Here is a 26,760-nt window from a genome sequence, read left to right as displayed (position 1 = left end):
GGGCACGTCCACCCAGCATGCCAGCGTTCCCTGTGCAGCGCGGGGCCCCGGGCTGCCGCCGCGCTCCGCGAAGTCTCTCGACGTCAAGTAATCTGGCGCCCATGGCGAAGATCAAGGTGGTTGGACCGGTCGTCGAGCTCGACGGTGACGAGATGACGCGGATCATCTGGCAGTTCATCAAGGACCGCCTGATCCATCCGTACCTCGACATCGACCTGCGCTACTACGACCTGTCGATCGAGAACCGTGACGCGACGGACGACCAGGTCACGATCGACGCGGCGCACGCGATCAAGGAGCACGGCGTCGGCGTGAAGTGCGCGACCATCACGCCGGACGAGGCGCGCGTCGAGGAGTTCGGCCTCAAGAAGATGTGGCGCTCCCCGAACGGCACGATCCGCAACATCCTCGGCGGCGTCGTGTTCCGCGAGCCGATCATCATCAGCAACATCCCGCGCCTGGTCCCGGGGTGGAACAAGCCGATCATCATCGGCCGCCACGCCCACGGCGACCAGTACAAGGCGACCGACTTCCGCGTGCAGGGCGCCGGAACGCTGACCCTGACGTTCACCCCGGCTGACGGCTCCGAGCCGATCCAGCAGGAGGTCGTGACGTACCCCGAGGGCGGGGGCGTCGCGATGGCGATGTACAACTTCGACGAGTCGATCCGCGACTTCGCGCGCGCCTCGTTCGCGTACGGCCTGCAGCGGCAGTACCCGGTGTACCTGTCGACCAAGAACACGATCCTCAAGGCCTACGACGGCCGGTTCAAGGACCTGTTCCAGGAGGTGTTCGACGCCGAGTTCGCCGCCGCGTTCGCCGAGGCCGGCCTGACGTACGAGCACCGCCTCATCGACGACATGGTGGCCTCCGCCATGAAGTGGGAGGGCGGCTACGTCTGGGCCTGCAAGAACTACGACGGCGACGTGCAGTCCGACACCGTCGCGCAGGGCTTCGGCTCGCTCGGCCTCATGACCTCGGTCCTCATGACCCCCGACGGCCGGACCGTCGAGGCGGAGGCCGCGCACGGCACCGTCACCCGGCACTACCGCCAGCACCAGGCGGGCAAGCCGACGTCGACCAACCCGATCGCGTCGATCTTCGCCTGGACCGGCGGCCTCAAGCACCGCGGGAAGCTGGACGGCACCCCCGAGGTCACGCAGTTCGCGGAGACTCTCGAGGACGTCGTGGTCAAGACGGTCGAGAGCGGCAAGATGACCAAGGACCTCGCGCTGCTCGTCGGTCCCGAGCAGGCGTGGCTGACCACCGAGGAGTTCCTCGCGGCGCTCGACGAGAACCTCGCCGCCCGCCTCGGCTGACCCCGCACCGGCGCCCGCCGGCCCGCTGCCCGCCACGACGGGCCGGGCGGCGGGCGTCGTCGTGAGCGGCCGGGCGCCGCGGCGGGTCGCCGGTGGCGGCTGAGCGCACCCGCGACGAGCGGCACGTCGCGCACGGTGCCGTCCGCGACCGCCGGCACCAGGGGCACCGCGGCCCACCGGGGACGGCCCGCGCCGCGGCGAGCAGGGTCTGGCGTCACGTCGTGAAGGCACCCGTGGCAGGCCCGGCGCGCGTCACGGCGCGGGTCGTCGCGGCTGTATCCTCGACGCCGTGGGCACTGATCGGGTGACCCCGGGCTCGCAGTCTTCACTCCGTGAAGCCAACCGTGCCCGGATCGTGAGTGCCGTCCAGCAGCGTGGCTCGATCACGCAGGTCGAGCTGGCCGGTGTCACGGGGCTATCGCCGGCCACCGTGTCGAACATCGTCAAGGAGCTCACGGGCGCCGGCGTCCTGCACACCACGCCGACCTCCCGCAGCGGCCGCCGCGCCCAGCAGGTCACCCTCGCGCGCAACCTCGGCCTCGTCGGCGGCGTGCACTTCGGCGCCCGCTCCCTGCGCGTCGCCGTCGCGGACGTCGCGCACCGCGTCGTCGCCGACCAGCGCATGCCGCTGCCCCCGGACCACCGCGCCGACGCGGGCCTGGAGCGCGCGTCGCTGCTCCTGACCGAGCTCGTCGACTCCGTCGAGGCCACGATGTCCGAGGTCCTCGCCGTCGGCGTCGGCGTGCCCGCCCCGGTCGACCCGGCGTCGGGGCGCATCGTGTCCGTCGGCGTGCTGCGCGGCTGGGACGGCGTCTCCGTGACCGAGGTGCTCGAGCGCCGGCTCGGCGTGCCGGTGCAGGTCGACAACGACTCGAACCTCGGCGCCCTGGCGGAGGTGCGGCTCGGGGCCGCGCGCGGCAAGCGGCACGTGCTGTACCTGCGTCTGTCGCACGGTGTCGGCAGCGGCCTGGTCCTCGACGGCCGCGTCTACCACGGCCGGTCGGGTGCGGCGGGGGAGTTCGGGCACATCACCATCGACGACAACGGCCCGATCTGCCGCTGCGGCAACCGCGGCTGCCTGGAGACCTTCATCGGCGCGCCCGCGCTGCTCTCGATGCTCGAGGCCAGCCACGGGCACCTCACGCTGCCGGACGTGATCTCCCGCGCGCAGGAGGGGGACCCGGGCTGCCGGCGCGTCATCTCGGACGCGGGCCGGGCGCTCGCCGTCGCCGCGGCCAACACCTGCAACCTGTTCGACCCCGAGCTCGTCGTCGTCGGCGGGCGCCTGGCGGAGGCGGGGCCGATCCTGCTCGACACGTTCCGCGGCGTCCTCGCCCAGCGCACGCTGCCGAGCACCGCGGGGCCCGTCGAGGTGGTCGTCTCCGAGCTCGGCACGGCGGCGGAGGTCCGCGGGGCGCTGGCCCTGGCGCTCGACCACGCCGGTATTGCCCGCTCGGTGGCAGTGGCAGGATGACCCGGTGCAGCACGGCGCAGGGGAGCGACGCAGCGGAGGAGGACGTCCGATGACGACGACACCCGTCCTGTCGGTGCGGGGCGTGTCCCGCAACTACGGCGCCGTGCGCGCACTCGTCGACGTCGACCTCGACATCCACGCGCACGAGGTGGTCGCCATCGTCGGCGACATCGGGGCCGGCAAGTCCACGCTCGCGCGCGTCATGTCCGGTGCGTTGGCCCCGGACTCCGGCCACATCGAGGTGGACGGCACGCCGGTCGCGATCCCGTCGACGCGCCAGGCCCGCGAGCTCGGCATCGCCACCGTGTTCCAGGACCTCGCGCTCTGCGAGAACCTCGACGTGGTCCAGAACCTGTTCCTCGGGCAGGAGCTCCGGCGCGGCGGCATGCTCGACGAGCGGCAGATGGAGCGGCGCGCGTGGGAGGTGCTGAGCCAGCTCGCGGCCCGGGTGCCCTCCGTGCGGGCGCCCGTCCGGGCCCTGTCGGGCGGGCAGCGGCAGGCCGTCGCGGTCGCCCGGGCCCTGGTCGGCAACCCGCGGGTCGTCGTCCTGGACGAGCCGCTGGCGTCGCTCGGCATCTCGCAGACCGCCGAGGTGCTCAACATGGTCGAGCGGCTGCGGGAGAGCGGCCTCGGGGTCGTCATGATCAGCCACTCGATGGTGGACGTGCAGGCGGTGGCCGACCGGATCGTCGTGCTGCGCCTCGGGCGGATCAACGGGGACTTCGACGCGCAGCACGCGTCCTACGAGGACCTCATCGCGGCGATCACCGGCATCACGCCGACGGGTCGGATGGCCCGGCCGCACCGCCCCGCCGCGATCTGACCCCGAGCGGCGGGTCCCGCGCTGACGGTCAGCGGAAGACGATCGTCCGGTGCCCGTCGAGCAGCACCCGGTGCTCCGCGTGCCAGCGCACCGCGCGCGCCAGCGCCCGGCGCTCCACGTCCTGGCCGAGTGCGACCAGGTCCGCGACGGCGCGGGTGTGGTCCACGCGCTCGACGTCCTGCTCGATGATCGGGCCCTCGTCGAGGTCGCCCGTCACGTAGTGCGCGGTCGCCCCGATGAGCTTCACGCCGCGGTCGTGGGCCTGCGCGTACGGGCGGGCGCCCTTGAACGACGGCAGGAACGAGTGGTGGATGTTGATGACCCGCCCGGCGAGCGCCCGGCACAGGTCGTCGGACAGGATCTGCATGTAGCGGGCCAGCACCACCAGCTCGACGTCGAGCTCGTCCACCAGGCGCAGCAGCTCCGCCTCGGCCGCCGCCTTCGTCTCCTTCGTGACCGGCACGTGGTGGAACGGGATGCCGTAGAACGCCGCGAGGTCCGCCAGCGCCGTGTGGTTCGACACCAGGCCGACGATGTCGATCGGCAGCCCCTCGGACCGCTGCCGGAACGCCAGGTCGTTCACGCAGTGCGCGGCCGTCGACCCGAGCAGCAGGGTGCGCACGCGGCGACCCGCGACGTCGAGCGACCAGTCCATCGAGAACCGCGGCGCGAGGGAGCCGAGCGCGTGCTCCAGCTCGTCGCGGGTGCTGTCGGCGGCGACCTCCACCCGCATGAAGAACAGGCCCGACAGCGGGTCGCCGAACTGCTGCGACTCCGTGATGTTCCCCCCGTGCTCCGCGAGCAGCCCCGCGACCGCGGCGACGATGCCCGGCTGGTCGGGGCAGGACAGCGACAGCACCCAGGAGGTCGTGGTGGTGGACACGAGACGGGAGGGTACCCGCGGCCCGCCCCGCGGGGCAGCGGCGCCCGGGATGCGGCCGTTCACCCGCGCGTCGGGACCTGTGGGTGGTCCGGGTCGCGCGCGGCCTGAGACGATGGGGTGCATGAGCGAGACCGAGGTGACCATCCGGCCCGTCGCCGACGCCGAGGCGGGTGAGCTGCTGACCCTGCGCCGCGCCGCGTTCGTCACCGAGGCGCAGCAGTACGACGACCCGCACATCCCCCCGCTCACGCAGACCCTGTCGGAGCTGCGCGCGGACCTGGCGGCCGAGGGCGTCGTCACCCTGGGCGCGTGGGCCGGGCACCGCCTGGTCGGGTCCATCCGCGTCGTCATCGAGGGTCGTAAGGCCACGCTCGGCCGGTTCGCGGTGGCCCCCGACCAGCAGGGGCACGGAATCGGGACGCAGCTGCTGCTCGCGATCCTCCCGCACCTGCCCGAGGACGTGGAGGAGATCTGGGTGTTCACCGGCCGCGACTCCGTCCAGAACCTCGCGCTCTACGAGAAGCACGGCTACACCCACGAGCACGACCAGACCGTCGGTGACCTCACGTACGCGTACCTGCGGCGGATCCTCGGGGACGACGACGCGGAGGCGCCCGCCTCCGTCTGACGCCCGGCCGTGCCCCGAGCGGAGGCCGGGGCCGTCGCGGCGTCAGAGGATCGCGACCACGAGGCCGACGATCACGGCGTTGAACGCGAACGCGACGACGGCGTGCCCGGACAGGGTGCGACGCATCGCCCGGCAGGTGACCACGACGTCGTTCGGGGCGAAGGTCGTGCCGACCGCCACCGCGAGGTACACGTAGTCGGAGAACGCGCGCTCGCCCGAGCCGGGGAACTCCATCCCGCCCTGCGTGGCGTCCCGGCGGGCGTAGTGCACGGCGTAGGCGGCGACCATCGTCAGCCACGCCGAGGCGACCAGGAGCAGGCCGAGCACCAGCCCGCCGGTGCCGCCGACCCACGCCGAGCCGCGGGCGAGCGACACCCCGGTGACGAGCGCGCCGGCCGACGTCACGAGCGACCAGCCGACCGCCCCCGTCCCGAGCTCGATCCAGGGGCGGCGCGAGCCGGGTGTGCCGCGCCCCGCCCGCAGCGCCTCCTGCAGCCGCGGGCCGGCCAGCCCGCCGAATGCCAGCACGGTCAGGACGCCGTACCCGATCGAGGCCCCGGTGAGGACGACGAGCATCGAGCGCGCGTACGCCTCCCAGAACGACCAGCGGTCGTCCGCCGTGTCCGCCCACGACAGGGCGAGACCGGGGACCAGGCCCGCACCGATGGCGATGGTCGACCGCGTCAGGTCCCGGGCGAGCACGAGCCGGAGCCGCGCACGGGCCGGGAGGCCCGGGGTGCTCCGCGCCGGTGCGGTCACGGTCCTCGTCCTCCTGTCGTCGGTCGGGCGACCGTAGCCCGGGAACCGCCGCACGGGGTGGGACCTTGGTTCCGCGCTGCGGACTGCGGCCGCACCGCGCGCCCGGACGTTGCTAGGCTGGCCCGGTCGCGACTGGCGCAGGTGGGTCACCACCGGGGAGCGACAGAGCTTGAGCGACGTCGGGTCGGACGCCTGGGCCCCGCGGTCACCCCACACCACCGGTGTGCGGTCGACAGACCGCGCACGCCGACTGCCGAGGAGACGCATGAGCGCCGAGACCACGCCCCTGCTCGACCAGAACCTGTCCCAGGTGGACCCGGAGATCGCGGCGGTCCTGGACGGGGAGCTCGCCCGCCAGCAGGGCACGCTCGAGATGATCGCGTCCGAGAACTTCGTCCCGCGTGCCGTCCTGCAGGCCCAGGGCTCCGTGCTGACCAACAAGTACGCCGAGGGCTACCCGGGCCGCCGCTACTACGGCGGCTGCGAGCAGGTCGACATCGCCGAGAACCTCGCGATCGCCCGCGCGAAGGACCTGTTCGGCGCCGAGCACGCCAACGTCCAGCCGCACTCCGGCGCCACCGCGAACGCGGCCGTGCTGCACGCCCTCGCCAGCGCCGGCGACCGCATCCTCGGCCTCGAGCTCGCGCACGGCGGTCACCTGACGCACGGCATGAAGATCAACTTCTCCGGCAAGCTCTACGACGTCGGCGCGTACGGCGTGAACCCGGACACGTTCCTCATCGAGCCGGAGGCGATCCGCGAGGCCGCCCTCAAGCACCGCCCGCAGGTCATCATCGGCGGCTGGTCCGCCTACCCGCGGCACCTCGACTTCGCCGCGATGCGCGAGATCGCCGACGAGGTCGGCGCGAGGCTCTGGGTCGACATGGCGCACTTCGCCGGCCTCGTGGCCGCGGGGCTGCACCCGTCGCCCGTGCCGTACGCGGACGTCGTGTCGTCCACCGTGCACAAGACGATCGGCGGCCCGCGCTCGGGCTTCATCCTGAGCCGCGAGGAGTACGCGAAGAAGATCGACTCCGCGGTGTTCCCGGGCCAGCAGGGCGGCCCGCTCATGCACGTCATCGCCGCGAAGGCCGTGTCGTTCAAGATCGCCGCTGGCGACGACTTCAAGGACCGCCAGCAGCGCACCATCGACGGCGCGCGGATCATCGCCGACCGGCTGGTCTCGCCCGAGGTCGCCGCCGCGGGCGTGTCCGTGCTGACCGGTGGCACCGACGTGCACCTGGTGCTGGTGGACCTGCGGAGCTCGTCGCTGGACGGCCAGCAGGCCGAGGACCTCCTGCACGACGTCGGCATCACGGTGAACCGCAACGCGGTGCCGTTCGACCCGCGCCCCCCGCGAGTCACCTCCGGCCTGCGCATCGGCACCCCGGCGCTCGCGACCCGCGGGTTCGGCGACGCCGAGTTCACCGAGGTCGCGGACATCATCGCGACCGCGCTGACCGCCGGTGCCGCCGCCGACGTCGAGGCGCTGCGGGCGCGCGTGGCGAAGCTGGCCGACGCGTTCCCGCTGTACCCCGGCCTGCAGCAGTACTGATCGGGGCCGCGACATGACGGCGAAGACGCTCGACGGCAAGGCCACGGCCGCCGCGATCAAGACGGAGCTCGCGGCGCGCGTGCGGGTGCTGGCGGAGCGCGGCGTCACGCCCGGGCTCGGCACCCTGCTGGTGGGGGAGGACCCGGGGTCGGTGTCCTACGTCGCCGGCAAGCACCGCGACTGCGCGGAGGTCGGCATCGCCTCGATCCGCGAGGACCTGCCCGCCGACGCCACGCAGGAGCAGATCGAGGCCGCCGTGCAGCGGCTGAACGAGGACCCGGCGTGCACCGGGTTCATCGTGCAGCTCCCGCTGCCGCGCGGCATCGACACCAACCGGGTGCTCGAGCTCGTCGACCCCGACAAGGACGCCGACGGCCTGCACCCGACCAACCTCGGGCGCCTGGTGCTGCGGGTCAACGAGGAGATCGACTCCCCGCTGCCCTGCACGCCGCGCGGCATCATCGAGCTGCTGACGCGGCACGGGGTCTCCCTCGCGGGGGCGGACGTCACGGTCATCGGGCGCGGCACCACGGTCGGGCGGTCCATCGGGCTGCTGCTGACCCGCCGCGCCGTGAACGCGACGGTGACCCTCACGCACACGGGGACCGCCGACCTCGCGGAGCACACCCGGAACGCCGACGTGATCGTGGCCGCCGCCGGCGTGCCGGGGATCCTCACGGCCGACCTGGTGAAGCCGGGCGCCGTGGTGGTCGACGTGGGCGTCTCCCGGGTGTCCGACCCGGAGACGGGCAGGAGCCGGATCGCCGGTGACGTCGACGCCGGCGTGGCCGAGGTGGCCGCGTGGGTGAGCCCGAACCCCGGCGGCGTCGGGCCGATGACCCGCGCGATGCTGCTCGCGAACGTCGTCGAGGCGGCCGAGCGCCAGGCCTGACGCCCCCGCCGCACGTCGGGGCGGGCAACCCGTCCGCCCCGACGCCCTCGGCTGCGCCCGCGCGCGCGGACCGCGCTCACCGAGAGTCCAGGACACGCCCGGGTTCGCGGCCGCGCGCCGGCGTGTCCTGGACTCTCGGCGTCTGCGTGTGCCCGGAGGGCGCGGGTGCGGGGTGCGGAAGGCGTGGCGGGGTGGGGCCGGGGCGCGCGGTCAGGCGGGTGTCGTCGCCAGGACCGCGCGGGCCGTGGTCGCGTCGATCACGTCGGCCAGCGGGGCGTAGAGCCGCATCGCGTCGAGCGCGCGGGCGTGAGCCGCGTCGTCGGCGCCCGCGCACGCCTGCGCGACCACGCGGACCGCCACGCCGGCGTCCGCGGCGGCGAGCGCGGTGGACAGCACGCAGCAGTCGGTGGAGACGCCGGCCAGCAGCATCGTGTCCCCGGGGCCGACGTGGGCCGCGAGGTCGGGACCCCACTTGCCGAACGTCGTGGCGGTCACGACCGGGGCGCGCGCCGCCAGGTCGGCGAGCTCCGGGACGACCGCGTACGCGGGGGCGTCCTCCGGCTGGAGGGCGAACGGCCAGTCGGCGTAGTACGCCACCCACGCGCCGGTGGGACGCTCGGGCGCGACGAACCGCGTGAACACCGTCCGCTCGGCGCCGGCGGCCTCGGCGAGCGACCGCACGACGGGCAGGGCCTCGGCGAACCGCGGTGCCGCCCACGGGCTGCCCGGGTCGGCGAACACCGGCTGCATGTCGACGACGACGAGGACCGCCCGCCCCGGCGTCGCGCCGGACCCGGCCGTCGGGGCGTGCGCGCCCGGCGATGTGGTGTCGTGCGCGCCTGGCGATGTGGTGTCGTGCGCGCCTGGCGACGTGGTGTCGTGCCCGCCCGGCGACGGGGCGTCGTGCCCGCCGGGCGACGTGGTGTCCCGCCCGCCCGGCGACGGGGCGTCGTCCGCGGCGGCCCGCCCGATCCCGGCCGTCACCGCGCTGCCCCCGCGCCGGAGCCCGCGTCCGCTCCCGCCCCCGACGGCCGCAGCGCCTCCTGCCGGCGCACGGCACCGCGGCGCAGCAGCAGCGTCCCGCCGAACCCGACGACCAGCGCCACGAGCACGCCGAGGTTCGCGTACGCCCACGCGCCGTCCTTGCCGCCGAGGCCCACCGCACCGAGCAGGTAGCCCTGCCAGGACAGCCACGCCGCGGACGCGTTGGTGACGAGCCCCCAGCCCAGCACGGTCCCGACCGCGAGCAGGGCCAGCGGCACGCCGGCGGCCCGGCCGTAGCGGCCGCGCGGGTCGTACAGGTCGAGGTCGTCGTAGTCGCTCCGGCGCAGCAGGACGTCGGCGAGCATGATCCCGGCCCATGCGGCGATCGGGACGCCGAGCGTGATGAGGAAGCCCTGGAAGACGCCGAAGAACGTGTCGGATCCGAACACGATGTAGACCGTGCCGAGCACCATGATGACGCCGTCGATCCCGGCGGCGACGGGCCGGGACACGGGCAGGCCGGTGGAGACCAGCGCGAGGCCGGACGAGTAGATGTCGAGCACCGCCCCGCCGACGAGGCCGAGCACCGCCACCACCGCGAACGGCACCAGGTACCAGGTCGGCAGGATCGTGGTGAGCGCGCCGATCGGGTCGGCGGAGATCGCCGTCCGCAGCTCCGGGTCGGAGCCCGCGAGCAGCAGGCCGAACACGAGCAGGACCACCGGGGCGAGCGAGGCGCCGAACGTGGTCCACCCGACGACGCCGCGGCCGGAGGTGTGCCGGGGCAGGTACCGGGAGTAGTCGGCGGCCATGTTGACCCAGCCCAGCCCGAACCCGGTCATCATGAACACGAGCGCCCCGATGAACGCCTGAGCGGTGCCTGCGGGCAACGCGGTGACCGCGGCGGTGTCGATGTGGTCGAGCACCAGCAGCACGTACCCGACCGTGAGCACGGCGGTGACGACCGTGATGACCGTCTGCATCCGCATGATGAGGTCGAACCCGAACACGCCGCCCGCGATGATGAGCGCCGCCACCACGACGAGGGCCACCACCTGCACGCCGCTGCCGCCGCCCCAGCCGAGCGCCTCGACGACGGTGGCGGTGGCCAGCGTCGCGAGCGCGGTGAGGATGGTCTCCCAGCCGACCGTGAGCAGCCAGGACAGCACCGCGGCGACCCGGTTGCCCTGGACGCCGAGCGCTGCGCGGGACAGGACCATCGTCGGGGCGGACCCGCGCTTGCCGGCCAGGGCGACGACCCCGCACAGCAGGAACGAGAACACGATGCCGACGACGCTCGCCACGAGCGCCTGCGTGAAGGAGACACCGAAGTCGAGCACCCAGGCGCCGTAGGACAGGCCGAGCACGGACACGTTCGCCGCGAACCACGGCCAGAACAGCTGGCGCGGGGTCCCCTTGCGGTCGCGGTCGGCGATGATGTCGACGCCGGCCGACTCCACGGTCAGGGCGCCGCCGGACGGGGCGCCGCCGGACGGGGCGAGGCCGGGCGCCGCGTCGGGCGCGGGACCGGCCGGGGGCGGGACGGACATCGGGCCTCCTCGGGCCTCGGGGGAGCGGTGCGGGGTCAGGCGGGCGGCGGGACGGACGCGGCGAGCCGCGCGACGGTCTCCCGCAGCACCGGGCGCGGCGTGGCGAGCGTGTACCGGGCGAACCCGTGGCCGGCGCGCCCGCACGCCGGGCCGTCGGTCAGCGCGACGCCCGCGTCGGCGAAGTGCCGGCCGGGGTGGTCGCCGAGGCCGAGGCCGCGGCAGTCGAGCCACGCCAGGTAGGTGCCCTCGGGCGGGGTGTACCGGACGGCGGGGAGCTGCTCGGCCAGCAGGTCGGCGAGCAGGCGCCGGTTGCCGTCGAGGTACGCCAGCAGGTCGTCGAGCCACGGGCCACCGTCGGTGTAGGCGGCGGTGCTCGCCAGGACGCCGGGGGTCGACGCACCGTGCTCGTACTCCTCGCCGACCTCCCTCCAGCGGGCGGCGTCCGCGTCGGACCCGAGCACCACCTGGGCGCACTTCAGCCCCGGGATGTTCCACGCCTTCGACGCCGACGTCGCGGTGACGGCGTGCGCCGCGGCGACCGGGTCGACCGACGTGTACGGCACGTGCCGCCGGCCGGCGTAGACGAGCGGGGCGTGGATCTCGTCCGCGAACACCCGGGCGCCGTGCGCGTCGGCCACGCGGGCGATGCCCAGCAGCTCCTCGCGGTCGAGCACCCGGCCGGTCGGGTTGTGCGGGTTGCAGAGCACGAGCAGACCGCCGCCGTCGGCGAGCGCCCGCCCGATCGCGTCCAGGTCGTGCACCAGCCGGTCGCCGTCCGGGACGAGCGGGACCTCGACGACCCGCCGGCCGAGCGTCGCGGGCACGGTGAGGAACGGCATGTACGCGGGGGTCGGCAGGACGATGGTCGATCCCGGCGCGGTGAGGTGCCGGACGGTGGCCCGGAACGCCGCCATGACGTCGCCGACCGGCCGCACGCGCGCCGGGTCGGGCGCCCAGCCGTACCGGGCGGCGGACCACCCGGCGTACGCCGCGGCGAGGTCGTCGGCCAGCGCCGGCGGCAGGTAGCCGAACCGCTCGCGCTCGACGGCCTCCCGCAGCGCCTCCCGGACGGCCGGCGCGGTCCCCAGGTCGGACTCGGCGACGAACGCCCCGATGCTGTCCGGGAACAGCGACCACTTCAGCCCGCCGGCGGCGCGCAGGTCCGCCACCGTGCGGCGGTCCACGGCGGGGTCGAGGCCGGTGCGTGCGCTGTCCATCGTCCGTCCCCTCGGGTGGTTGCGGAGGTCCCGGGCCATCCCACCACCGTGCGGCCGGGCCCACCAGGGACGAGGCCCCGGACGAGACGAACGCGACACCCGGGGCAGGCCGCGCGACCCCGTCCAGCCGGCGGGCGTGTCGGTGGCATGGGGTTGGATGGTCCGCGTGCTGACGGTAGCGACTGCGAACGTGAACGGGATCCGGGCCGCCTTCAGGCGGGGCATGGGCGACTGGCTGGCCACCCGCCGGCCGGACGTGCTGCTGCTGCAGGAGGTGCGCGCGTCGGACGAGATCCTCGCCGACCACCTGGCCGCGGACGGCTGGGACCTGGCGCACGAGGCCAGCGAGACGAAGGGCCGGGCGGGCGTGGCGATCGCGTCCCGGCTGCCGATGAGCGCGGTGCGGATCGGCATCGGCACGGGCGTGCCGGCCGACTCGGGGCGCTGGGTGGAGGCCGACCTCGAGCTGCCCGGGGGCGGTCTGCTCACCGTCGTGTCCGCCTACGTCCACTCCGGGCAGGCCGGGACGCCGAAGATGGACGAGAAGTTCGCGTTCCTCGACGTCATGACCAAGCGCCTCGCGGAGCTCGCCGGCGGGGAGCACGACGTGGTCGTCGCCGGGGACCTCAACATCGCGCACCGCGAGGTGGACATCAAGAACTGGCGCGGCAACCGCAAGGCCGCCGGGTTCCTCCCGGAGGAGCGGGCGTACCTGGACGTGTGGTTCGACGAGCAGGGCTGGCGGGACCTCGGCCGCGAGCACGGCGGGGAGGGGCCCGGGCCGTACACGTGGTGGTCGTGGCGCGGGCAGGCGTTCGACAACGACTCCGGCTGGCGGATCGACTACCAGCTCGCGACGCCGGGGCTGGCGGACCGCGTGCGGTCGGTGGAGATCGACCGCGCCGCGACGTACGACGCCCGGTTCAGCGACCACGCGCCGGTGGTCGTGGCCTACGACGTCTGACGGGCTGCGGGGCGCCTCGGCCCGCCTGCTCGGGCGTCCGGGTCGCCGACGCCGGGCCGGTGGACGCCCCCGCGCACCTCGCTGCCCGAGGAAGCCGTGCGGGCGCCGCCCGCTGACGTCGCGGGAACCCCCGCGCGCCCGCGGATCGGCGCGTCAGGCGGCCGGGCCGCTCGCGGTCGCGACGAGGAACGCGGGCGCGTGCAGGTCGGCGTCCGCGAACGCGCCTGCCACGGCCGCCGCCACGTCGTCCACCGCGTCCGTGGCCACGAGGGCGATGGCCGACCCGCCGAACCCGCCGCCGGTCATGCGGGCCCCGAGCGCCCCCGCGTCGCGGGCGGCCTCCACGGCGAGGTCGAGCTCCCGGCAGGACACCTCGTAGTCGTCCCGGAGGGAGGCGTGCGAGGCGTCCATGACCGGGCCGACCTCGGCGACGCGGTCGGCGTCCAGCAGCGCCACGAACTCCTCGACGCGCGCGATCTCCGTGACGACGTGCCGCACCCGGCGCACGAGCACCTCGGCGTCGTCCGAGCCCGCACCGACGGGGCCGGTGCCGTGCGCGAGCGTCGCCAGCGCGTCGCCGAGCCCGTCCGGGCCGATCTCGCGCAGCGTGGGCACACCGAGCACCGCGGCGGCCTGCTCGCACGCGGCGCGGCGGGCGGCGTACTGCCCGTCCACCAGGGCGTGCTCGGCCTTGGTGTCGATCACGAGCAGGGCGAGCCCGTGCGCGGCGAGGTCGAACGGCACGTGCCGCACGGCGCCGTCCCGGCAGTCCAGCAGCAGCGCGTGGCCGTCGCGCGCCCGCAGCGACACGGACTGGTCCATGCCGCCCGTCATGGCGCCGGCGATCTCGTTCTCCGCGCGGATGCACGCCTGGGCGAGCGCGGTGCGCCCGGCGTCGTCCGGCTGCGCGGCGGACCCGGCGAGGCCCAGCGCGAAGACGGCGTCGAGCGCGACCGCGGCCGAGCACTCCAGGGCGGCGGACGACGACAGCCCGGCGCCGTACGGCACGCAGGAGTCCACGGCGATGTCGAATCCGCCGAGGTCCTCGCCGGCCTGGCGCAGCGCCCACGCGACCCCGGCCACGTAGGCGGGCCAGCCGTCGACGGTGCCGGGGGCCACGTCGTCCAGCGTGACCTCGCGGACGTCGGCCGACTCCTGCGCGGACACCAGCCGCACGGTCGCGCGGTCCGTACGGCGCACCGCCACGTACGTGCGGTGGGGGAGCGCGAACGGCAGGCACAGGCCGCCGTTGTAGTCCGTGTGCTCGCCGATCAGGTTCACGCGGCCGGGCGCCGACCACGTGCCGTCCGGCTCGCCGCCGAACGCCTCCGCGAACAGCGCCCGCACCCGCTCGGCGCCGTCCGCGGGCTCCCACGCGGGAACCTGCACCGGGCCGGTCACCGGGCCACCTCCTGCAGGCGGGCGGCGATCCGCTCGGGCGTCGTGTCGCTGATCCAGGCGGCCATGGCCGACTCCACTCCTGCGAGGTACTTGAGCTTGCCCGGCGCGCGCAGCACCGAGAACACCTGCAGGTGCAGGCGGCACAGGTCGCGGCCCTCGCGCACGGGGGCCTGGTGCCAGCCGGAGATGTACGGCAGGGCGATCGGGCTCCCGTCGTCCGGGTCGACGAAGAACAGGTCGAGCCGCCGCAGCAGCTCCAGGTAGGTCGTCGCGAGGTCGTCACGCTCGGCGTCGGTGAGGGCCGGCAGGTCGGGCACGTCCCGGCGCGGGGCGAGGTGCACCTCGACGGGCCACCGCGCCGCGAACGGCACGTACGCCACCCAGTGCTCGGACTCGAGCACGACGCGGGTGCCGTGCCGCAGCTCCGCGTCCAGCACGTCGCGGCCCAGCAGGCCACCGGTCCGCTCGGCGTGCACGCGCGCCTGCTCGAGCATCGTCCGGGTGCGCGGGGTGAGGTACGGGAAGGCGTAGATCTGCCCGTGCGGGTGGTGCAGCGTGACGCCGATCTCCTTGCCGCGGTTCTCGAACGCGAACACCTGCTCGATGCCGGGCAGCGCGCCGAGCGTGCGGGTGCGGTCCGCCCACGCCTCGACGACGGTGCGCATCCGCCGCGGCGACACCGTGCGCAGCGACGCCGTGGGGTCCGAGGAGAAGCAGATGACCTCGCAGCGACCGGCGGCGGGGCGGGTGGGCCACAGCTCCTCGCCGTCCGCCCGGGTCACGACGTCCGGGACGCCGGGGACCGCCATCAGCGACGGGAACCGGTTCTCGAAGACGACCACGTCGTAGTCCGTGTCCGGCACCTCGCCGTCCTGGTACGCCGCGCCGGGCCGCGCCGGGGCCAGCGGGTTCGCGTCGGCCGGCGGCAGGAACGTCCGGTTCATGCGGTGGGCCGCCATGGGGATCCAGTCCCCGGTGAGCGGGTCGCGGCGCAGCTCCGGGCCGGTCACCGGCCGCGCCACCCCGTCGGGGCCGACGACGGGCGCGAACCGGTCCGGCAGGGGCCGCGGGTCGTCGAGCCGGCGCGTGGCCGCCCCGGAGACGTACGGCTCCGAGTCGTCGAAGTAGAGCAGCTCCCGGCCGTCCGCCATCGAGGTGCGGGTGCGGCGGACGCCGGGCGTCAGCAGCTCGGTGTCCACGGTCGGCGCGGGGTCGGTCACGGTCACGCGTCAGGTCTCCTTCGACGGGGCGGGGGTCGGCACGAGCAGGGTGCAGCCGGAGTCCGCGAGGACGGCGCGGGCGGGTGCGGGCAGGGCGTCGTCGCTGACCAGCACGTCCACCTCGGTGAGCGAGGCGATCCGCGCGAGCCCGACGACGCCCCACTTGGTGTGGTCCGCCAGCACGGTCACCGCGGCGGCGCACCGCAGCAGCGCGCGGTCGGTCGCGGCCTCCGCGAGGTTCGGCGTCATGAGCCCGGACTCGTCCAGGCCGTGCACCCCGAGGAACAGCCGGTCCACCCGCAGGGTCGCCAGCGCCGCGTCCGCGACGGGGCCGACGAGCGCGTCCGACGGGGTGCGGCTGCCGCCGGTGAGGATGACGTCGAGGGGGCCGGCGCCCGGGGACGCCTGGTGGAGGGTCTGCGCGACGGGCAGCGAGTTCGTCACCACCGTGAGGGGCCGCAGGGCCGGGTCGGCGGCGAGGTGCTGCGCCAGCAGGTGCGTGGTGGTGCCGGCCGACAGCGCGACGGCCTGGCCGGGCTCGACCGTCCGGGCGGCGAGCCGCGCGATCGACTCCTTCTCGGCGGTCGCCCAGCCGGACTTCGCCTCGAACCCGGGCTCGTCGGTCGGGCGTCCGGGGCTGTCCGGCGCGACGGCGCCGCCGTGCACCCGGCGCACCAGGCCGGCGCGGTCGAGCTCGGTGATGTCGCGCCGGACCGTCATCTCGGAGACGTCGAGGCTCTCCACGAGGTCCGCGACGCGGACGGCGCCGTGGGCGCGCACCTCCGCGACGATGCGGTCCTGGCGTTGGCTGGCGAGCATGGCGACAGTATCCACCAGATCCGCACACGAACCAACAGACCCCCGCCCGGGTGCGACGGGCCCGTCGGCGCTACCGCCCGACCGGGGTCAGCCCCAGCGAGCGTCCCGCGAGCCCGCGCGACCGCGCCGTGAGGGACCGGGCGACGCCCCGCAGCGCCAGCGCGGCGGGGGAGTCCGGTGCCGTCAGCACCACCGGGGTCCCGCCGTCGCCGGCCTCACGCAGCCGCACGTCGAGCGGCACCTGGCCGAGCACCGGCACGTCCCCGCCCGTGGAGCGCGACAGCCCCTCGGCGACGCGCGCGCCGCCACCGGCGCCGAACAGCTCCAGCCGCGACCCGTCCGGCTGCTCCAGCCATGCCATGTTCTCCACGACACCGACCACGCCCTGGCGGGTCTGCGTCGCGATGGACCCGGCCCGCTCCGCGACCTCGGCCGCGGCGGGCTGGGGCGTGGTGACGACGACGAGCTCCGAGCCCGGCAGGAGCTGCGCCACCGAGATCGCGATGTCGCCGGTCCCGGGCGGCAGGTCCAGCAGCAGCACGTCCAGGTCGCCCCAGAACACGTCCGCGAGGAACTGCTGCAGGGCGCGGTGCAGCATCGGCCCCCGCCACACCACCGGCTGGCCCGGCGGGACGAACATGCCGATGGAGATCACCTTGACGTCGTGGGCGATCGGCGGGAGCAGCATCTCGTCGACCCGCGTCGGCGGCTGCGTCACGCCGAGCATGCGGGGGATCGAGAAGCCGTAGATGTCGGCGTCCACGACGCCCACCCGCAGCCCGTCGGCCGCCATCGCGACCGCGAGGTTCGCCGTGACCGACGACTTGCCCACGCCGCCCTTGCCGGACGCGACCGCGAACACCTTCGTCAGCGACGTGGGCTTGCTGAACGGGATGACCGGCTCCGGCCCGCCGCGCAGGCGCTCCGTCAGGGCGGCGCGCTGCTCGGGGCTCATGACGCCGAGCGCCATCCGGACGTCCGCGACGCCCTCGACCGCCAGCACGGCGGACGTGACGTCCTTCGTGATCGTGTCCTTGAGCGGGCACCCGGCCGTCGTCAGGTCGATCCCCACGGTGACGCGCGTGCCGCCCGGGGCGGCCGTGTCCACGTCCACCGAGCGCACCATCCCGAGCTCGGTGACGGGGCGGCGGATCTCGGGGTCGACCACCCGCGTCAGCGCCTCGCGCACGGCGGCGGCGACGGCCTCGGGGTCTCGGGTGTCCAGGACGGGTGGCATGCCGTCCATCGTAGGTGCGGCGGGCCTCGGGGTCGTCAGGGCGTCGGGCCGGGGGCGGGCCGGGCGTCCGCGGGCGCGGTCTCCCGGACGGACCCCGGCTCGTCCTCGTCCGCCGTCGCGCGCTCCTCGGCCAGGTCCTCCAGCAGGTTGCGCAGCTCCGAGCGCACGAAGTCACGCGTCGCGACCTCGGAGAGCGCGATGCGCAGCGCCGCCATCTCCCGCGCCAGGAACTCGGTGTCCGCCAGGTTCCGCTCCGCGCGCTGCCGGTCCTGCTCGGCCTGCACGCGGTCCCGGTCGGTCTGCCGGTTCTGCGCGAGCAGGATGAGCGGCGCGGAGTACGACGCCTGGAGCGACAGCATGAGGGTCAGGGCGGTGAACCCGTTGGCGGCGGAGTCGAACCGCAGGTCCTCCGGGCCCCACGCGTTCCACACCAGCCACGCGACGCAGAACAGGCTCAGCCACAGCAGGAACCGCGGGGTGCCCATGAACCGGGCGATCCCCTCGGAGACCTTGCCGAACGCGTCCTCCTGCAGGCGGGGGAGGATCTGGCGCCGGGACGCCTTGGGTGTGTCGAGGCGCTCAGGCATGACGGCCTCCCTTCCGTGCCGGGGCGGGACTCAGGTCCCCGGGGACGACGACGGGCACCGCACCGGACGGTGGCTGCACCTCCTCGTCGGTCTCGCGCCAGTCCTCGGGCAGCAGGTGGTCGAGCACGTCGTCGACGCTCACCGCGCCGAGCAGCCGGCGGTCGGCGTCGACCACGGGGATCGCCAGCAGGTCGTAGGTGGCCAGCCGCCGCGTGACGGCCAGCAGGGGGGCGTCGGCCGCGACGGGCTCGATGTCGGTGTCGACCGCCGTGCCGATCGCCTCGTGCGGGGGCTCGCGCAGCAGCCGCTGCAGGTGCACGACGCCGATGAACCGGCCGGTGGGGGTCTCCAGGGGAGGCCGCACGACGAACACCATCGACGCGAGCGCGGGCGTGAGGTCGCGCCGCCGCACGTGCGCCAGGGCCGAGGCGATCGGGGTCTCCGGGCCCAGGATCACCGGCTCGGTGGTCATGAGACCGCCCGCGGTGTTGTCCTCGTAGGCCAGCAGCCGCCGGACGTCGCGCGCCTCCTCGGGCTCCATGAGCTCCAGCAGCTCCGCCGCCTGGTCGTCCGGCAGCTCGCCGAGCAGGTCGGCCGCGTCGTCCGGCTGCATCGCCTCGAGGACGTCCGCGGCGCGGGCGCGCTCCAGGCCCGACAGGATCGCGACCTGGTCGTCCTCGGGCAGCTCCTCGAGCACGTCGGCCAGGCGCTCGTTGTCCAGCGCCGCCGCGACCTCGAGCCGGCGCCGCGTGCCCAGGTCGTGGAGCACGTCCGCGAGGTCGGCCGGCTTCAGCTCGTCGTACTGGGCGAGCAGCAGCGCAGCGCCCTGCTGGTCGGTGGTGCGGGCCAGCCCGGTGATCTCCTCGATGTCGAGCAGCTCCGGCTCGCCGCGCCGGCGCAGCAGACCGGCGCGGCCCGCACGGTGACGGCGCACGAACACCTTCGTCGCCACCCAGTCGCCGTTGCGCTGGCGCTCGATGGCGAGGTCCTCGACGGTCGCCTCCCCGGAGCCGTCCGCCAGCTGCACGGTGCGGTCGAACAGCTCGCCGACCACGAGCGTCTCGAACGGGCGCTGCTCGAACCGCCGCATGTTCACGAGCCCGGTCGAGATGACCTGGCCGGCGTCAACCGCCGTCACCCGGGTCAGGGGCACGAACACCCGCCGGCGCCCCGGGACCTCCACGACCAGGCCGACCGCGCGCGGCGCGCCCTTGGGCCGGAGCAGCACGACGACGTCGCGCACACGCCCGACCTGGTCGCCGATGGGGTCGAAGACAGAGGTCCCGGCGAGCCGCGCGACGAACACCCGGGTCGCGGATCCGCTCACGGGGCCAGAGTAGACGCCGGGTCGGCGGGCGCGCGCCACGACCGCGCCCCGCAGCGGGGCTGAGCAGGACCTGGACGTCGGCCATGAAGTGCCTGCGCATCCGCCCGCACACCTGGCGGGTCGGGCCCGCGCTGGGCGAGGATGGGCGCATGTCGTTCTCCGGAGCCACCCGCGTCCCTCGCACGCCCACGCCGCCGCAGGGCGAGACGGTCGCGTCCTACGGCACCTACCTCGAGGCGCAGAAGGCGGTCGACCACCTCTCGGACCGCCAGTTCCCGGTCCAGCTCGTCACCATCGTGGGCACCGACCTCAAGATGGTCGAGCGTGTCACCGGGCGGCTGACGTACGCCCGCGTCGCGATGGGCGGCTTCGGCTCGGGGGCGTGGTTCGGCGTCTTCGTCGGCCTGCTGTTCCTGCTCACCAGCAACAACGCCGGCATCCTGCTGACGTCCGTGCTGGTCGGCGGCGGCTTCGGCCTGCTGTTCTCGGTGATCTTCTACTCGTTCACCGGCGGCAAGCGGGACTTCACCTCGCAGAGCCAGATCGTGGCGTCCCAGTACGCGGTGCTCTGCCAGTCCGAGAAGGCGGCGGACGCGCGGCAGCTGCTCCGCGAGGTCGGTGCCGTGCGCGTCGGCGAGGGCCGGACGCCGGTCCCGCCCGCCGCCCCGCTCGGTGCACCGCCGTCGGACCCGTCGGCGAGCCACCCGGCCCCCGGCCACGCCGGGCCGGTGCCGCCGGTGCCGCCCGCCCCCGGCGCGCCGACCCAGCCCGCCGAGCCGCGGTACGGGCAGTACGCGCCCGGTGCCGGCGCCCCGCCGGCGGAGCCGCGCTACGGCCAGTACGCCCCGCAGCCGCCGACCGCACAGCCGCCGACCGCGCAGCCCCCGGCCGCGCAGCCCGAGGGCGAGCAGCAGCCGCCGGCACCCGACGTCCCGCCCTCGCGCGGCACGTCGGACTGACGCGACGACGGCCCGGCACCCCCGCGGGGGAGCCGGGCCGTCGTGCGTGGCCGTGCGGGTCAGCGGCCGAGCAGGCCCGCCATCCACGCCTCGACGTCCTCCGGGCGCCGGGGCAGCGCGGCCGACAGGTTCTCGTTGCCGTCGGCGGTGACCAGCACGTCGTCCTCGATCCGCACGCCGATGCCCCGCAGCTCCTCCGGGACCCGCAGGTCGTCGGACTGGAAGTAGAGACCGGGCTCGATCGTGAACACCATGCCGGGCTCGATCACCGCGTCCAGGTACATCTCCCGGCGCGCCTGCGCGCAGTCGTGGACGTCGAGACCGAGGTGGTGGCTCGTGCCGTGCACCATCCAGCGGCGGTGCTGCTGGCCCTCGGGGGCGAGCGACTCGGCGGCGGGGACGGGCAGCATGCCCCACTCGTCCAGGCGGGCGGCGATGACCTCCATGGCGGCCGCGTGCACGTCCCGGAACCGGTTGCCGGGCACCGCGACCGCGAACGCCGCGTCGGCCGCGTCGAGCACCGCCTGGTAGACGCGGCGCTGGGCCTCGGTGAACGTGCCCGTCACCGGCAGCGTGCGCGTCACGTCCGCGGTGTAGAGCGAGTCGACCTCGACGCCGGCGTCGATGAGGACGAGCTCGCCCTCGCGCACCTCGCCGTCGTTGTCGGTCCAGTGCAGCGTCGTGGCGTGCGCCCCCGCGGCGGCGATCGTCTCGTACCCCACGGAGTTGCCCTCGACGCGGGCCTGCGACAGGAACGTGCCCTCGATGACGCGCTCGCCGCGCCGGTGCGCCACGGCCTCCGGCAGCCGCCGCACGACCTGCTCGAAGCCGGCGGCGGTCGCCGCGACGGCCGCGCGGAGCTCGCCGACCTCGTGCTCGTCCTTGACCAGCCGCAGCTCGGACAGCGCCTCGACCAGGGCGGCGTCCCGCTCGCCCGCGTCCTCGGTCGCCCGGATCTCCTCGACCACGGCCTCGACGGCCTCGTCGACCTCCGGCACCACCAGCAGCCGGATGCCGTCGGTGCCGACGTCCTTGGCCAGCGCGTCCCGCAGCTCGTCGCTGTGGGCGGTGCTGATGCCCGTCACCGTCTGCATGTCCTCCAGGGTCGGGCGCGGGCCCACCCAGAACTCGCCGTACCGGGAGTCGGAGAAGAACTCCTCGGTGTCCCGGCCGGCGAGCGGGCGCATGTACAGCACGGCGCGGTGCGTCGACCGGCTGCCGTCGGGCAGCTCGTCACCCTCGCCGTCCGCGGCGGGGTGCAGCACCAGCACCGCGTCCGGCTCCTGCTCCCCGCCCAGCCCCGTGAGGTGGGCGAAGGCCGAGTGGGGGCGGAACCGGTAGTCGGTGTCGTTGGACCGCACCTTGTACGCGCCTGCCGGCACCACCAGGCGCTCGCCGGGGAACTGCGCGGCCAGCCGGGCGCGGCGCGCCGCGGCGAACGGCGCCACGGCCGCCGGCGTGGCGGTGCTCGCGGGACGCTCCGCCCAGCCCGAGGTCACCCAGTCCAGGAACGCCGCCGAGGACGGGCGCTGGCTGCGGTTCTGGCCGCGGTCGGCGAGCGTCTGCTCCGACGGGGCGGCGACGGGCGAGGACTCGGGAGCGGGTTCGGTGGCCATGCCCTCCAGTCTGGCACCGTGGGCGGGCCGGCGGGCACGGCCCCGGGCACGGCCACCGGGCACGGGTGAGTAGGCTTCCGCGGTGCGCATCGACCTCCACACCCACTCGACGGCCTCGGACGGGACCGAGCCGCCGGCCGGGGTGGTGGCGTCCGCGGTGGCCGCCGGGCTCGACGTCGTGGCTCTCACCGACCACGACACCACGGCGGGCTGGGCCGAGGCGGCCGGTGCCGCGCAGCGGCTCGGGATCGCGCTGGTGCCCGGCACCGAGGTCTCGGCGCTGCGCGGGGGAGTCAGCATCCACCTGCTGTCCTACCTCCAGGACCCCGCCCACCCGGCGCTCGCCGGCGTGGTCGCGCGCACGCGGGAGGCGCGGCTCCACCGCGGGCGGGCGATCGTCGAGCGGCTGTCGCGCGACCTGCCGATCACCTGGGAGGACGTGGTCGCGCAGCAGGCGCCCGGCACGGTCGTCGGCCGCCCGCACATCGCGGACGCCCTCGTCGCGCTCGGCGTGGTGCCCGACCGGACGGCCGCGTTCGCCGACCTGCTGTCGGCGCGGGGCCGCTACTACGTGCCGTACTACGCCCCGGAGGCCGGCGAGGCGGTCGAGGCGATCCGGGCGTCCGGCGGGGTCCCGGTCTTCGCGCACCCCGGGGCTGACGGCCGCGGGCGGATCGTGCCGGACGCCGTGATCACCGAGCTCGCCGAGGCGGGGCTGGCGGGACTCGAGGTGCACCACCGCGACCACACGCCCGAGCAGCGTGCCCGCCTGGCGGAGCTCGCGGACCGGCTCGGCCTGCTGGTCACCGGGTCGAGCGACTACCACGGGGCGGGCAAGGAGAACCTCCTGGGGGAGAACACCACCGCCCCGGAGGTCCTCGCGGAGATCGAGTGCCAGGGCACCACCCCGGTGGTGCGACCATGAGCACCGTGCTCGACTGGCGACTCCTCTCCGAGGTCTTCATCACCCTGTTCGTCATCATGGACCCGCCCGGGACGGTGCCGATCTTCCTGGGCCTCACCGGGGCGATGACCCGGCAGCAGCGCAACCGCGCCGCCCGGCAGGCGATCGTCGTGGCCTTCGGCGTCATCCTCGTGTTCGCCGTCTTCGGTCAGAGCCTGCTGTCGTACATGCACATCTCGCTGCCCGCACTGCAGGCGTCCGGCGGCCTGCTGCTGCTGCTCGTGGCGATGGAGCTGCTGACCGGCAAGGCCGAGGAGCCGCAGCCGTCCGGCAACTCCAAGGTGAACGTCGCGCTGGTCCCGCTCGGCACCCCGCTGCTCGCCGGGCCCGGAGCGATCGTCGCGGTGATGGTGTTCGTCCAGCAGTCCGACGGCACGATCGCGGACTGGTCCGCGATCGCGCTCGGCATCGTGCTGGTGCACCTCTGCCTGTGGCTCGCGATGCGGTTCGCCGGCGTCATCCACCGGCTGCTGGGGGAGTCGGGCACGACGCTCGTCACGCGCATCGCGGGGCTGCTGCTCGCCGCCATCGCCGTGCAGCTCGTCGCCGACGCGGTCGTCGCGTTCGTCCAGGCGGCCTGACCGCGCGTCCCGACCGGGCGTCCCGGGCGTCCCGCGCGTCCCGATCGGGCGGTCCGACGGGGCCGGCGCCCGACCGCCGGCCCGGTGCCGCGGAGGTGCGCGCACCGCGGCCGGGCTGCCGCCGTGGCGCCGGGCGGCGGTCCGTACGAGGATCGGCGCGTGACCACCTCCACGACGACCCTGCGCGGGCGGCTCGGCGACGAGCTGTTCGCGCGCGTCGCGGGTCCGCGCGGCGCGCAGGTCCGTGAGCGCATCCACGCCACGCCCGGCCCGCGCTGGTTCGGGCCCGACGACGCGATCCGCCGGGTGCACGCCGACGCGTCGATGTTCGTCGGCGGGCTGACGGCCCTGCTGCTGCAGTCCTGGCACCCGCTGGCGATGGCGGCGGTCGCCGCGCACTCCGGCTACCGGTCCGACCCGTGGGGGCGGCTGCAGCGCACGAGCACGTTCCTGGCGGTGACGACCTTCGGCACGGCGGAGCACGCCCAGCAGGCGGTGGACGCCGTCCGCCGCATCCACGACCGCGTCTCCGGCACGACGTCCGACGGCCTGCCGTACGCCGCCTCCGACCCGCACCTGCTGCGGTGGGTGCACGTCACGGAGGCCCACGCGTTCCTCACGGCGCACCAGCGGTACGGGGCGAGGCCGCTCGACGCCGCCGGCTGCGACGCGTACGTGGCGCAGGGCGCCCGGGTCGCACGGGCGCTCGGCGCCACCGACGTGCCCGAGACGGTGGCAGGGCTGCGGGCGACGCTCGACGCGTACGTCCCCGAGCTGCGCGGCACGCCCGAGGCGAGGGAGGCCGCGGAGTTCCTGCTCGCACGGCCGCCGGTGCCCGCCGCCGCGCTGCCGCCGTACCGGGTGCTGTCCGCTGCGGCGATCGGGCTCCTGCCCCGCGCCGCGCGCGCACCGCTCGGTCTGCCCGACCGCGCGTGGCGCGACGCGACGCTCGCCGACGCGGGCGGCCGGGTCGTCACCCGGCTGGTGCGGTGGGCGCTCGCGACGACACCGCCGCCGCCGACGGCCGACACCTCGCGCTGAGAGCGACGCCGGGCGGCGGCGCCCGGGCGCGCGCCGGGCGCCGATGACGCGGCTCCGCGCGCAGGCCCCCGCGCCTGCCGGTCCCGCACAGGTGCGGAGCCCCGACGACGCGAGGGCGCCCCGCCGTGCCGGCGGGGCGCCCTCGTCCGTGCGCGTCCTCGGGTTCTCAGCCCTCGCTCGGGGCCGCGGCCCCCTGCTCGCCCGCCGGGCGGCCGCCACGGGTGCGGCGGCGGTTGCGGCGCCGGCGGGGGCCGGTGCCCTCCTCGCCGTGGCCTTCCGGGCGGTCGCCCGCAGGACGGCCACCGGCCGGGGTCTCACCGGCAGCAGTGGCGTCGGCTGCGGCACCCTCGGGGGCCCGCTCGCCCGAGCCGTGCCGGCGGGTGCGCTGCCGCCCGCCGTCCCGGTCGCCCTCGCGCCGGCCGTCCCGTCCGCCGTCGCGGCCACGGCCGCCCGCGTCGCCACGGCCCGGCGTGTGGCGCTTGCCGGTCTCGCCCAGGTCCTCGAGCACCTCGGCGTCGAGGCCCTCGCGCGTCCGCTTCGAGCGCGGCAGACGACCGGTCGTGCCCTCGGGGATGCCGAGGTCGGTGTACAGGTGCGGCGAGCTGGAGTACGTCTCCTGGGGCTCCGGGAAGCCGAGCTCCAGCGCCTTGTCGATGAGCGACCAGCGCGGCAGGTCGTCCCAGTCGACGAACGTCACCGCGGTGCCCTTGTGCCCGGCGCGGCCGGTGCGGCCGGTCCGGTGCAGGTAGGTCTTCTCGTCCTCGGGGCACTGGTAGTTCACGACGTGCGTGACGTCGTCCACGTCGATGCCGCGCGCCGCGACGTCCGTGGCGACCAGCACGTCGACCTTGCCGTTGCGGAACGCCCGCAGCGCCTGCTCGCGCGCGCCCTGGCCGAGGTCGCCGTGCAGCGCGCCGGCGGCGAACCCCCGCTCGATGAGCTCGTCGGCCACCTTCGCGGCGGTGCGCTTGGTGCGGGCGAACACGATGGTCAGCCCGCGGCCCTCGGCCTGCAGCAGCCGCGCGAGCACCTCGACCTTGTCGAGCGCGTGCGCGCGGTACACGACCTGCTTGATGTTCTTGACGGTCTTGCCGACGTCGTCCGGCTCGCTCGCCCGGATGTGCGTCGGCTGCGTCATGTAGCGGCGGGCCATCGCGACGACGGCACCCGGCATGGTCGCAGAGAACAGCATCGTGTGCCGCGAGGCGGGCGTGCGGGCCAGCAGCTTCTCGACGTCGGGCAGGAACCCGAGGTCCAGCATCTCGTCGGCCTCGTCCAGCACGACGCAGCGCACGCGCGTCAGGTCCAGGTGGCCCTGGTTCATCAGGTCGATCATGCGGCCCGGCGTGCCGACGACGACCTCGACGCCGCGCTGCAGCATCTCGATCTGCGGCTCGTACGCGCGGCCGCCGTACAGCAGCGCGATCCGCACGGAGCGGCGCTTGGACGCCGTCTCCAGGTCGCCCGCCACCTGCACGGCGAGCTCGCGGGTCGGGACGACGACGAGGGCCTGCGGCTTGCCGGGCGCGGGCAGGGTGTCGAAGCCCTCCTCGTCGGGGGCGACGACGCGGTGCAGCAGGGGGACGCCGAAGCCCAGCGTCTTGCCGGTGCCGGTCTTGGCCTGGCCGATGATGTCGTGGCCGGACAGCGCGACCGGCAGGGTCATCGCCTGGATCGGGAACGGCGCGGTGATGCCGGCGTCCGCCAGGGCCGCCACGATCTCGGGGCGGACGTCGAAGTCGGCGAACGTCACGTCCTGGGCCTGGACGGACGCGGCGGTGGGGGTGTCGATGGTCTCCACCGCGACGTCCTCGGGCGCGAGGCCGGCGTCGGTGGTGGGTTCGGTCGAGGTCACGGACTGCTCTTCACTCGTGAAGGTGGCGTGCCGCGCGCCGCACCCGGGACCGGGCAGCGGCGGGCATCGCCACGGATGGTCCGGCAGCCGATCGTGCAGGTCAGT

Annotated in this window: 24 protein-coding genes and 1 riboswitch; of the genes, 11 read left to right on the top strand and 13 right to left on the bottom strand. The window is 75.2% G+C overall.

Annotation, left to right across the window (positions count from 1 at the left end; translation table 11 throughout):
* Positions 1–101 precede the first annotated feature (101 nt).
* From K5O09_RS14355 to K5O09_RS14345, 3 genes are all read left to right on the top strand, one after another.
* Positions 102–1,319, top strand: a complete 1,218-nt coding sequence (locus K5O09_RS14355; RefSeq protein ID WP_222170159.1) for an NADP-dependent isocitrate dehydrogenase — start codon at positions 102–104, stop codon at positions 1,317–1,319.
* A 355-nt stretch (positions 1,320–1,674) separates the two neighbouring features.
* Positions 1,675–2,793 (top strand): ROK family transcriptional regulator, encoded by a 1,119-nt coding sequence (locus tag K5O09_RS14350; RefSeq protein WP_255595605.1) that lies wholly within the window; start codon positions 1,675–1,677, stop codon positions 2,791–2,793.
* A 49-nt stretch (positions 2,794–2,842) separates the two neighbouring features.
* Positions 2,843–3,616: an ATP-binding cassette domain-containing protein gene (locus tag K5O09_RS14345; RefSeq protein WP_222170157.1), complete on the top strand. Its 774-nt coding sequence runs from the start codon at positions 2,843–2,845 to the stop codon at positions 3,614–3,616.
* 28 nt (positions 3,617–3,644) lie between these two features.
* On the opposite strand, the gene purU is transcribed toward K5O09_RS14345, so the two are convergent.
* Positions 3,645–4,499 (bottom strand): formyltetrahydrofolate deformylase, encoded by an 855-nt coding sequence (gene purU / locus K5O09_RS14340; protein WP_255595603.1) that lies wholly within the window; start codon positions 4,497–4,499, stop codon positions 3,645–3,647.
* A 121-nt stretch (positions 4,500–4,620) separates the two neighbouring features.
* Here purU and K5O09_RS14335 point away from each other — a divergent pair, with 121 nt between their 5' ends.
* Positions 4,621–5,127: a GNAT family N-acetyltransferase gene (locus K5O09_RS14335; protein WP_222170155.1), complete on the top strand. Its 507-nt coding sequence runs from the start codon at positions 4,621–4,623 to the stop codon at positions 5,125–5,127.
* A gap of 42 nt (positions 5,128–5,169) precedes the next feature.
* Here the strand turns inward: K5O09_RS14335 and K5O09_RS14330 are convergent, their stop codons facing one another.
* Positions 5,170–5,886 (bottom strand): DUF1345 domain-containing protein, encoded by a 717-nt coding sequence (locus K5O09_RS14330; RefSeq protein WP_222170154.1) that lies wholly within the window; start codon positions 5,884–5,886, stop codon positions 5,170–5,172.
* Positions 5,887–6,004: 118 nt separating this feature from the next.
* Positions 6,005–6,091: riboswitch (ZMP/ZTP riboswitch) on the top strand.
* Positions 6,092–6,151: 60 nt separating this feature from the next.
* On the opposite strand from K5O09_RS14330, the gene glyA reads away from it, so the two are divergent.
* Both glyA and K5O09_RS14320 read left to right on the top strand, forming a co-directional pair.
* On the top strand, positions 6,152–7,441 hold the full coding sequence (gene glyA, locus K5O09_RS14325; protein ID WP_222170153.1) for a serine hydroxymethyltransferase: 1,290 nt from the start codon (positions 6,152–6,154) through the stop codon (positions 7,439–7,441).
* A 13-nt stretch (positions 7,442–7,454) separates the two neighbouring features.
* The gene (locus tag K5O09_RS14320) at positions 7,455–8,333 is read left to right on the top strand and encodes a bifunctional methylenetetrahydrofolate dehydrogenase/methenyltetrahydrofolate cyclohydrolase (RefSeq protein WP_222170152.1); all 879 of its coding nucleotides are present in this window, start codon (positions 7,455–7,457) and stop codon (positions 8,331–8,333) included.
* 210 nt (positions 8,334–8,543) lie between these two features.
* Here the strand turns inward: K5O09_RS14320 and K5O09_RS14315 are convergent, their stop codons facing one another.
* The 3 genes from K5O09_RS14315 to K5O09_RS14305 are packed head-to-tail and all read right to left on the bottom strand — an operon-like array spanning position 8,544 to position 12,084.
* On the bottom strand, positions 8,544–9,317 hold the full coding sequence (locus K5O09_RS14315; protein ID WP_370635460.1) for an isochorismatase family protein: 774 nt from the start codon (positions 9,315–9,317) through the stop codon (positions 8,544–8,546).
* The gene (locus tag K5O09_RS14310; RefSeq protein WP_222170151.1) at positions 9,314–10,867 is read right to left on the bottom strand and encodes a cytosine permease; all 1,554 of its coding nucleotides are present in this window, start codon (positions 10,865–10,867) and stop codon (positions 9,314–9,316) included. The genes K5O09_RS14315 and K5O09_RS14310 overlap by 4 nt, the downstream gene beginning before the upstream one ends.
* 35 nt (positions 10,868–10,902) lie before the next feature.
* On the bottom strand, positions 10,903–12,084 hold the full coding sequence (locus K5O09_RS14305) for a MalY/PatB family protein (protein ID WP_222170150.1): 1,182 nt from the start codon (positions 12,082–12,084) through the stop codon (positions 10,903–10,905).
* A gap of 166 nt (positions 12,085–12,250) precedes the next feature.
* Between K5O09_RS14305 and K5O09_RS14300 the strand changes: the two genes are divergently transcribed.
* The gene (locus tag K5O09_RS14300; RefSeq protein WP_222170149.1) at positions 12,251–13,048 is read left to right on the top strand and encodes an exodeoxyribonuclease III; all 798 of its coding nucleotides are present in this window, start codon (positions 12,251–12,253) and stop codon (positions 13,046–13,048) included.
* 153 nt (positions 13,049–13,201) lie between these two features.
* On the opposite strand, the gene galK is transcribed toward K5O09_RS14300, so the two are convergent.
* The 6 genes from galK to K5O09_RS14270 all read right to left on the bottom strand — a co-directional run bounded on the left by galK (position 13,202) and on the right by K5O09_RS14270 (position 19,639).
* Positions 13,202–14,449: a galactokinase gene (gene galK / locus K5O09_RS14295; protein ID WP_222170148.1), complete on the bottom strand. Its 1,248-nt coding sequence runs from the start codon at positions 14,447–14,449 to the stop codon at positions 13,202–13,204.
* Entirely contained in the window at positions 14,446–15,600 is a 1,155-nt protein-coding gene (gene galT / locus K5O09_RS14290) for a galactose-1-phosphate uridylyltransferase (RefSeq protein WP_222172815.1), read from the bottom strand. Before galT ends, galK begins: the two co-directional genes overlap by 4 nt.
* A gap of 78 nt (positions 15,601–15,678) precedes the next feature.
* A complete protein-coding gene (locus K5O09_RS14285; protein ID WP_222170147.1) occupies positions 15,679–16,488 on the bottom strand; it encodes a DeoR/GlpR family DNA-binding transcription regulator in 810 nt (269 codons plus the stop codon).
* 70 nt (positions 16,489–16,558) lie between these two features.
* Positions 16,559–17,725 carry an Mrp/NBP35 family ATP-binding protein gene (locus tag K5O09_RS14280; protein WP_222170146.1) on the bottom strand — a complete coding sequence of 389 codons (1,167 nt, stop codon included), beginning with the start codon at positions 17,723–17,725 and terminating at the stop codon, positions 16,559–16,561.
* A gap of 35 nt (positions 17,726–17,760) precedes the next feature.
* Positions 17,761–18,312 (bottom strand): DUF1003 domain-containing protein, encoded by a 552-nt coding sequence (locus tag K5O09_RS14275; protein ID WP_222170145.1) that lies wholly within the window; start codon positions 18,310–18,312, stop codon positions 17,761–17,763.
* Entirely contained in the window at positions 18,305–19,639 is a 1,335-nt protein-coding gene (locus K5O09_RS14270; protein ID WP_222170144.1) for a magnesium transporter MgtE N-terminal domain-containing protein, read from the bottom strand. Before K5O09_RS14270 ends, K5O09_RS14275 begins: the two co-directional genes overlap by 8 nt.
* Before the next feature lie 149 nt (positions 19,640–19,788).
* Between K5O09_RS14270 and K5O09_RS14265 the strand changes: the two genes are divergently transcribed.
* Entirely contained in the window at positions 19,789–20,598 is an 810-nt protein-coding gene (locus K5O09_RS14265; RefSeq protein WP_222170143.1) for a general stress protein, read from the top strand.
* Between the two features lie 59 nt (positions 20,599–20,657).
* Here K5O09_RS14265 and K5O09_RS14260 read toward each other — a convergent pair whose 3' ends face one another.
* Positions 20,658–22,214 (bottom strand): aminopeptidase P family protein, encoded by a 1,557-nt coding sequence (locus tag K5O09_RS14260; protein ID WP_222170142.1) that lies wholly within the window; start codon positions 22,212–22,214, stop codon positions 20,658–20,660.
* Between the two features lie 82 nt (positions 22,215–22,296).
* Between K5O09_RS14260 and K5O09_RS14255 the strand changes: the two genes are divergently transcribed.
* From K5O09_RS14255 to K5O09_RS14245, 3 genes are all read left to right on the top strand, one after another.
* A complete protein-coding gene (locus K5O09_RS14255; protein WP_222170141.1) occupies positions 22,297–23,139 on the top strand; it encodes a PHP domain-containing protein in 843 nt (280 codons plus the stop codon).
* Positions 23,136–23,759, top strand: coding sequence for a MarC family protein (locus K5O09_RS14250; RefSeq protein WP_222170140.1), 624 nt, complete (start codon positions 23,136–23,138; stop codon positions 23,757–23,759). The genes K5O09_RS14255 and K5O09_RS14250 overlap by 4 nt, the downstream gene beginning before the upstream one ends.
* A 159-nt stretch (positions 23,760–23,918) precedes the next feature.
* Positions 23,919–24,800, top strand: a complete 882-nt coding sequence (locus K5O09_RS14245; protein WP_222170139.1) for an oxygenase MpaB family protein — start codon at positions 23,919–23,921, stop codon at positions 24,798–24,800.
* Between the two features lie 166 nt (positions 24,801–24,966).
* On the opposite strand, the gene K5O09_RS14240 is transcribed toward K5O09_RS14245, so the two are convergent.
* Complete coding sequence (locus K5O09_RS14240) at positions 24,967–26,655, bottom strand: DEAD/DEAH box helicase (protein WP_222170138.1); 1,689 nt, start codon at positions 26,653–26,655, stop codon at positions 24,967–24,969.
* Positions 26,656–26,760: the final 105 nt, after the last annotated feature.

It is taken from the genome of Cellulomonas sp. C5510, assembly GCF_019797765.1.
Taxonomy (GTDB): Bacteria; Actinomycetota; Actinomycetes; order Actinomycetales; family Cellulomonadaceae; genus Cellulomonas.
The sequence above is the reverse complement of the archived record's forward strand: the minus strand, read 5'-3'. Positions and strand labels throughout refer to the sequence as shown.

Coding starts and splice junctions, on each gene's coding strand:
- K5O09_RS14260 (WP_222170142.1), bottom strand. CDS start 22,214: ATGGCCACCGAACCCGCTCCCGAGTCCTCGCCCGTCGCCGCCCCGTCG.
- K5O09_RS14285 (WP_222170147.1), bottom strand. CDS start 16,488: ATGCTCGCCAGCCAACGCCAGGACCGCATCGTCGCGGAGGTGCGCGCC.
- K5O09_RS14280 (WP_222170146.1), bottom strand. CDS start 17,725: ATGCCACCCGTCCTGGACACCCGAGACCCCGAGGCCGTCGCCGCCGCC.
- K5O09_RS14250 (WP_222170140.1), top strand. CDS start 23,136: ATGAGCACCGTGCTCGACTGGCGACTCCTCTCCGAGGTCTTCATCACC.
- K5O09_RS14305 (WP_222170150.1), bottom strand. CDS start 12,084: ATGGACAGCGCACGCACCGGCCTCGACCCCGCCGTGGACCGCCGCACG.
- K5O09_RS14345 (WP_222170157.1), top strand. CDS start 2,843: ATGACGACGACACCCGTCCTGTCGGTGCGGGGCGTGTCCCGCAACTAC.
- K5O09_RS14320 (WP_222170152.1), top strand. CDS start 7,455: ATGACGGCGAAGACGCTCGACGGCAAGGCCACGGCCGCCGCGATCAAG.
- K5O09_RS14265 (WP_222170143.1), top strand. CDS start 19,789: ATGTCGTTCTCCGGAGCCACCCGCGTCCCTCGCACGCCCACGCCGCCG.
- K5O09_RS14310 (WP_222170151.1), bottom strand. CDS start 10,867: ATGTCCGTCCCGCCCCCGGCCGGTCCCGCGCCCGACGCGGCGCCCGGC.
- K5O09_RS14335 (WP_222170155.1), top strand. CDS start 4,621: ATGAGCGAGACCGAGGTGACCATCCGGCCCGTCGCCGACGCCGAGGCG.
- K5O09_RS14275 (WP_222170145.1), bottom strand. CDS start 18,312: ATGCCTGAGCGCCTCGACACACCCAAGGCGTCCCGGCGCCAGATCCTC.
- glyA (WP_222170153.1), top strand. CDS start 6,152: ATGAGCGCCGAGACCACGCCCCTGCTCGACCAGAACCTGTCCCAGGTG.
- K5O09_RS14355 (WP_222170159.1), top strand. CDS start 102: ATGGCGAAGATCAAGGTGGTTGGACCGGTCGTCGAGCTCGACGGTGAC.
- galT (WP_222172815.1), bottom strand. CDS start 15,600: ATGGCGGACGGCCGGGAGCTGCTCTACTTCGACGACTCGGAGCCGTAC.